Source organism: Pseudomonas sp. P4_C3 (assembly GCF_056402075.1).
In genome coordinates, this window is record NZ_JBFUIC010000243.1 from 1 (window position 1) to 6,677 (window position 6,677).

At 59.6% G+C, this 6,677-nt stretch carries 6 protein-coding genes and 2 pseudogenes; 2 read left to right on the top strand and 6 right to left on the bottom strand.

The window, feature by feature from the left end; genetic code table 11:
* Together AC1DVH_RS24375 and AC1DVH_RS24380 are read right to left on the bottom strand one after the other, a co-directional pair.
* Positions 1–214 (bottom strand): annotated as a pseudogene (locus tag AC1DVH_RS24375) (amino acid ABC transporter permease); the annotation flags it as partial.
* 59 nt (positions 215–273) lie between these two features.
* Positions 274–1,053, bottom strand: a complete 780-nt coding sequence (locus tag AC1DVH_RS24380; protein WP_477755976.1) for a transporter substrate-binding domain-containing protein — start codon at positions 1,051–1,053, stop codon at positions 274–276.
* A 529-nt stretch (positions 1,054–1,582) separates the two neighbouring features.
* On the opposite strand from AC1DVH_RS24380, the gene AC1DVH_RS24385 reads away from it, so the two are divergent.
* A complete protein-coding gene (locus tag AC1DVH_RS24385) occupies positions 1,583–2,629 on the top strand; it encodes an ornithine cyclodeaminase (RefSeq protein WP_477755977.1) in 1,047 nt (348 codons plus the stop codon).
* Between the two features lie 144 nt (positions 2,630–2,773).
* Here the strand turns inward: AC1DVH_RS24385 and AC1DVH_RS24390 are convergent, their stop codons facing one another.
* Together AC1DVH_RS24390 and AC1DVH_RS24395 are read right to left on the bottom strand one after the other, a co-directional pair.
* Positions 2,774–3,886 carry a CapA family protein gene (locus AC1DVH_RS24390; RefSeq protein ID WP_477755978.1) on the bottom strand — a complete coding sequence of 371 codons (1,113 nt, stop codon included), beginning with the start codon at positions 3,884–3,886 and terminating at the stop codon, positions 2,774–2,776.
* Between the two features lie 89 nt (positions 3,887–3,975).
* Positions 3,976–4,062 (bottom strand): annotated as a pseudogene (locus AC1DVH_RS24395) (hypothetical protein); the annotation flags it as partial.
* 95 nt (positions 4,063–4,157) lie between these two features.
* On the opposite strand from AC1DVH_RS24395, the gene AC1DVH_RS24400 reads away from it, so the two are divergent.
* On the top strand, positions 4,158–4,979 hold the full coding sequence (locus tag AC1DVH_RS24400) for a DeoR/GlpR family DNA-binding transcription regulator (protein ID WP_477755979.1): 822 nt from the start codon (positions 4,158–4,160) through the stop codon (positions 4,977–4,979).
* Between the two features lie 53 nt (positions 4,980–5,032).
* On the opposite strand, the gene otnI is transcribed toward AC1DVH_RS24400, so the two are convergent.
* On the bottom strand, positions 5,033–5,815 hold the full coding sequence (otnI, locus tag AC1DVH_RS24405; RefSeq protein WP_477755980.1) for a 2-oxo-tetronate isomerase: 783 nt from the start codon (positions 5,813–5,815) through the stop codon (positions 5,033–5,035).
* Positions 5,816–5,836: 21 nt separating this feature from the next.
* Positions 5,837–6,677, bottom strand: an 841-nt coding sequence (locus tag AC1DVH_RS24410) for a GntT/GntP/DsdX family permease (RefSeq protein ID WP_477755981.1), incomplete at its 5' end; no start/stop codon positions are given.

Here is a 6,677-nt window from a genome sequence, read left to right on the forward strand (position 1 = left end):
CACCACGGATCAGCGTCGTGTAAAAGGTCGCCGGTAGATTCAACAGTTTCAGCGGCGACAGCTTGGCCGCCGCGCCGAGCAGCCCCAGCGCCATGCTCACCAGAAGCGCGAGCGCCGACAGTTTGAGGGTGACCCAGGTGCCGTGCAGCAACAGAGGGCCATAGCCTTGCAGGGCCGAAAAGTCGAGCCCCAGAATATTCAGGAAGGAATTCACGCCAGTCACCTGTCTTGATGCGCCCCGGTCGCTGCGACACAGCGACCGGGGCGCGAGGATCAGTTGTTGTAGAGGTCCAGGTCACCGAAGTGTTTCTGCTGGATCTGCGCGTAGATGCCCTTGTCGTGCAGGGCCTTGATGGCGGTGTTGAGCATGCCTTTGAGCTCTTCGTTGTCCTTGCGCACACCAATGGCGATTTCTGCCGGCACCAACGGGTCGCTGATGCCCTCACTGTTGTGGAAGTCCGCCCCTTGTGGCGCGGTCAGGAAACTCATCTGCGCTTGCAGCTTGTCCTGGATCGACGCATCGAGACGGCCAAATACCAGGTCGGCATAGACCTGATCCTGATTCTGATAGGCCCGCAGTTTCACCCCGCCCGGCGCCAGTTTGGCCTTGGCGTAGGTTTCCTGAATCGTGCCCTGCATGTAACCGATGGTTTTGCCGCGCAGCGACTCGGCGGTCGGCAACAGTCCGGAGTCTTTGCGGGTAACGATGGCGGTCGGTCCGGCGTACAGGCGATCGGTAAAGTCGATCTGTTTTTTGCGCGCGTCGGTAACGGTCATCGAAGATTCGATGGCATCGAACTTGCCGGCCTTGAGCCCCGGAATCAACCCGTCGAAATCATTGCTGACCCACACGCAGGTCAGCTTCAGCTCGGCACATATTGCATTGCCCAGATCCACGCCGAAGCCCTGGACCCCACCATCGGCCGTGGTGGATTCAAAGGGTGGGTAGCTTGGGTTGACGCCAAATCGCAGCTCCTTCCATTCCTTGGCACTGGCGCCCGTGGCGCAGCACAGCAACGCGAGTGCCGGCAAAGTCAGCCATTTGATGTTCATTTTCTTGAGTCCCGGATTATTTGGATTTATCGCGATCCGGCGCCTGCGTCGGACCACACTTTTTGACAGGGGCAGAGAGTCGATGCGGTCTTCACCGCAGCCGTTTTTGTTGTTGTTTTCGACTGGAAGCAGCCAGTCGTCGGAGTTGTACTCCATCTCAAGCGGCGAACGACAAGCGCTTGAAACGGACCATCAGAATGCCAATTGCCGGGACGGTGCTGGTGTCGTAACCCCGGGTTCAAGCAGCGTGCCTGTGCTGAACGAATGGCTTTCACAGCCGATGCTGTCGTCGCAGCAAGTCACTGTGTCCCCGCTTTAAGGGAGCGGCACAGGAATGTGCTTGTCTTTGCGGCCTTCTTCATCTGCATGACGATACTGCGGTGACTGTCACTTCGCCGATTGCGCTGTGCGCTCGCTGTTTTTCGACTTCTCTTGCTGTATCCAGGGTCAGTATTGGCCGAAATCTTCTCTGAATTGCCTCGACAATAGTCCAGACCGGCACACCAAAAATCGCCCAAAGGAACCCAATATGACCCGTTACATTGACGTCAATGATCTGAGCCGCCTCGTCCAGGAAAAAAGCTTGCCGCGTTGCCTGATCGAAATGGCCGAGTACATCCGCGAAGACTACGTACGCTGGCCGGATTTCGAAAAGTGCGCGCGCCTGGCCAACCACTCACCCGAGGGCGTCATCGAGCTGATGCCGGTGTCTGATGCTGCGCTCTACGCCTTCAAGTATGTCAATGGTCATCCAAAGAACACCCACAATGGCATGCTGACGGTCATGGCCTTTGGTGCACTGGGAGACGTCGATACCGGCAAGCCTGTGTTACTGAGTGAAATGACGCTGACGACCGCCATTCGCACCGCTGCCACTTCTGCGCTCGCAGCCCGCTACCTCGCCCGACCGGACAGTCGTCGAATGGCACTCATCGGCAACGGCTCACAGAGCGAATTCCAGGCCCTGGCCTTTCATACACTGCTCGGCATTACTGAAATCAGTCTCTACGACATCGATCCTGCCGCGACAGCGAAGCTGGTAGCCAACCTGCGGGCCTACCCCGCCATACAGGTGAGCGTTGCCAAAACCGTCGCAGAAGCGGTGCGTGGCGCCGATATCGTGACCACGGTCACGGCCGACAAGGCCTACGCAACGATTTTAACCCCTGAGATGATCGAGCCCGGGATGCACCTCAACGCCGTGGGCGGCGACTGCCCCGGCAAGACCGAACTGCACCGGGACATCGTCGAGCGTGCGCGGGTCATGGTTGAGTACGAACCGCAAAGCCGCATTGAAGGCGAAATACAGCAGATGCCCATCGACTCACCGGTTATCGAGTTCTGGAAAGTCATCAATGGTCAGACCCAAGGTCGCCAGCATGCCGGGGAAGTCACCTTGTTCGACTCGGTCGGCTTCGCCATCGAGGACTACTCCGCCTTGCGCTATGTGCTGGATATTGCACGAACGCTCAACATTGGCAGCGACATCCAGCTGGTGCCAGAGCTGCAAGATCCCAAGAACCTGTTCTCGTTGCTGCAGCCTTCAGCAACTGACGATGTAAGGCTTCGGGCTTAATACCTAAACGCTGCGCCCCTGTGGGAGCGAGCCTGCTCGCGATAGACGTTAACGATAACGCGTGTTTCTGAATAAACGCGCCGTCCTTCAGTCCATCGTCGGAACGCCGCCCGAAGCAATCGAGTGTCGAGCCGCCAAAGGGGCTCACCAACGCAACTCAAAGGCATTTTTCGCACCCGGCTGGATGCTGCTGCCCAAACGTGCGCACTCGCGAGAAAGGGTGTCGTGCAGCCATTGACGGTCATCCCCTTCGGCGCGACAGATGCGAAAGCGACACAGGCGGGTGGGTATCAAGTCCAGCGACTGCAGGTGCCCGCCCGGGTCCAGCGAGGCAAAGTATAGAAGCCCCAGGTCGCCGCGAAAGGCTGTGTAGCCCTCGATGCCTTCGTAATCGTTCAGAAGATCACCGCAGCCATAGAGAATCAGGTGGTCGCGGTACACCTCGATGCCTTTGACGTGGTGTGAGGAATGCCCGTGCACCACGTCAACTCCGGCCTCGTCGATCAAGGCGTGGGCGAACCGGACTTGCTCGCGCGGGATATCGAACCCCCAGTTGCCGCCCCAGTGAATGGAGGCGACCACCAGATCCCGCGGTTTTTTGCCCTCGAGAATCCGTTTGGCCACAGGGCGCAGGCTTTGTATCGACAGATCCTCCAGCCGCGCGACGCCCGCGCGCTTATCCGTGGCGGCCCAGTCCGACGTTATGCCGCTGTCGGGTGCGCCGAGGCCAAACACCAGCAAGCGCCGCCCGCCAGGCAGCAGCAACACGGCGGGCGCTTCGGCAGATTGCCGGTTGTGCCCGGCGCCGGCGCTGCACATACCATTGCTCGCCAGAGTATCCAGCGTATCGGCCAGGCCGGCAGCCCCCCAGTCCAGCACATGGTTGTTGGCCAGCACGCAGCAGTCGATGCCGGCTGCGCTAATGACCGGGAAGTTCTCCGGGCTCATGCGGTAATTGATGCCCTTTGGCTCCGGTCGTCCGCGGCGGGACACCGCAGTTTCCAGATTGATGATGCGTGCGTGTGGCTGGCGAAGTTCGAACTCATCCAGCGCAGCGCCCCAGACATAGGTGAAATCGACTGGGCGGGGAATCGAACCATTGACTCGTTCTGCCAGCCGGACGTAATCGCCGGCATTCTTGACGTAAGCTTCGTAAAGCCGCGGATCGCCAGGATGCGGCAGTAGTGCGTCGATGCCGCGGGCAGTCATGACGTCGCCGCAGAGAAACAGCTTAAGCGTATCGGTAACAGCTGCCATGGCACCCTCCCGAATATAAGCCGGGGGATGTTTCCATCCCCCGGCTTATTATTACGCTGAAATAGGCAGAACGACTTCTGAACCTCTACTCAGTTGTTCTTCATATGCAACTGATAAAGCTCATTGGCAATGGCGATATCCTCCAGACCCAGTCCGATTGAGCGAAAGAAGAATGGGCTCGAGATCTCATCCCGCTACTGATCCAGCTGCAGATTCGCTACTATGATTGCCCGCCCTCCTTGTCTGCGGATTTCTTCATTCTGGAGCCCGAATGCCTAGTCAAAAGGACATCGCCGCCGAAAGCGGCGCACCGATGATCCCTGAACAGCGCCGTGAATTGATGCTGCGACAGTTGCGCAAGCATCAGGTGCTGAGCGTTCATCAATTGATGGAAATGTTCGACTGTTCGCACATGACCATACGCCGCGACATTGCATTGCTGGAGCAGGAAGGTCGTGCTTACTCGGTAACGGGTGGGGTGCGGATCGCCAGCCAGCTGCACAGTGAGCCCAGCCATCAGATCAAGGCGGTGGTCGAGTTGCCGCAGAAGCAGGCCATGGCCAGGCTCGCCGCCCGGCTATTGCATGCCGACATGACGGTTTACCTGGATGCGGGAACCAGCACGCTGGAAATTGTCCCCTACATCAAGGCGCTGTCCGGCATGGCCGTGGTGACGAACGACTTCGGCATTGTCCAGGCACTGATCGACGCGCCCCATGTCACGGTGATTCATACCGGCGGGCAACTGGATCACTCCAATCAATCGTGCGTGGGCGGTCTGGCGGTTGCCACCTTGCGTCAGGTGGTCACCGATATCGCGTTCATATCGACCAGTTCATGGGATTTGCGTCGCGGCCTCACCACGCCTTCGGCGCTGAAGGTTGAGGTCAAACAAGCCGCGATGCAATCGGCTGCGCAAGTGGTGCTGGTGGCCAGCAGTTCGAAATACGGCACCTTCAGTATGTACAGGATTGCCGGGCTCGAGCAGTTCGACATCATCCTCAGCGACGACGCATTGACCCCTGCCGCGGCCGATGGCATCCGCAAGCAGGGTGTCGAACTGTTGCTGCCGGCTGACAATACACCGGCGTGAAACGACGGGCTCCTGCATCCAGCGGAGCCCGTCGCCGCCCTCCTCTATAGTGCTTAACGCGCTTTCCAGTCGCGCAACCACTGCAAGCCGGCAGACGTATTGCCTCGTGGCCGATACTCGCACCCTACCCAGCCGTCATAACCCAACTGGTCGATCAGCTCGAACAGATAAGGATAATTGACTTCCCCCAGGTCCGGTTCATGCCGATCCGGCACGCCGGCGATCTGGATGTGGCCGATACCGTCGAAGTCGCGACGCAGTTTGGTCGCCAGGTCACCCTCGACGATTTGGCAGTGGTAGCAGTCGAACTGAACCTTCAGGTTACTGGCGCCCACTTCCTTGCAGATGGCCTGGGCCTGGTCCTGGCGGTTGAGGAAAAAGCCTGGCATGTCTCGTGTATTGATCGGTTCGAGCAATACGGTGACGCCTGCCTTGGCCGCCTGGGCGGTGGCGTAGGCGAGGTTTTCCAGGTACACGCCGTGATGCCGTGGGCGATCGTTTTGCGACGGTAACAGCCCGGCCATCACATGGATGCGTGAATTGCCCAGCACACCGGCGTATTCCAGGGCGCGATCAAACCCGCTACGAAATTCACCCTCCCGACCGGGCAACGACACCGTGCCCCGCTCCCCCGCAGCCCAATCACCGGGTGGCGCGTTGAACAGTGCCTGCACCAGGCCGTTGTCGCTCAAGCGTTGCTTGAGTTCTTCAGCGCTGTAGTCGTAGGGAAACAGATACTCCACCGCTTCGAAACCGTCAGAGGCAGCGGCGGCGAAGCGATCCAGAAACTCATGTTCCGGGTAGAGCATGCTGAGGTTGGCTGCAAAACGAGGCATGGTAGCTCCTGAGATAAAGGGTTAGACAAAGGGCCAGATCAGCAGGGTAATACAGAAACCCAAGGTGCCGAGCAAGGTGGTCATCACCGTCCAGGTGCGCAGACCGTCGGCCACGTTCAGGCCTGACAGCTTGGTGAAGATCCAGTAACCGGCGTCATTGATATGGGACATGGCCAACCCGCCACCGCCCATGGCCAGGCACAGCAGGGCCATGTGGTTCGGGGTGAGATCGAGGGTCGCAATCAGCGGGCTGATGATGCCGGCAGTGGTCACCAGCGCCACCGTGGTCGAACCCTGCACCGCGCGCAACAGCATGGTCAGCAGAAAGCCCAGGGCCAGCACCGGCAGACCGGTGGTGCGCAGCATGTCGGAGACCACGGCACCGATTCCGGTGTCCACCAGTACCTTGCCGAACACACCGCCGGCACCGGCAATCAGAATCACCATGGCGACACCAGGCAAGGCCGAACCGATCACGTCGGACACCTGATTGCGGCTCCAGCCCCGACGCGAACCCAGCAGCCAGGCACACAGCAAGGTGTCGATCAACAACGCCACCAGCGGTGCGCCGAGCACGGTCATGATGCCGCGCAGGACCGATTCGGCAGGCAGCAACGAGGTGGACAGAGTCCCCAGCAAAATCAGAATGATGGGCAACAGGATCAGGCTGACGATCAGGCCAAAACCCGGTGCGGGGGCCGGCGGCAGTTTGGAAACGATGCTGCTGGTCGACTCTTCCAGGCCCATGTGTGATACGGCTTCAGCCGCTCGATCAGCGCTGATGTCGTTGCCATTGGMCCAGGCRGCCAGRTCYTCGTTGGTGACATGCGGGCCATAGACYTCGGCRCGRATATCGTCGGTC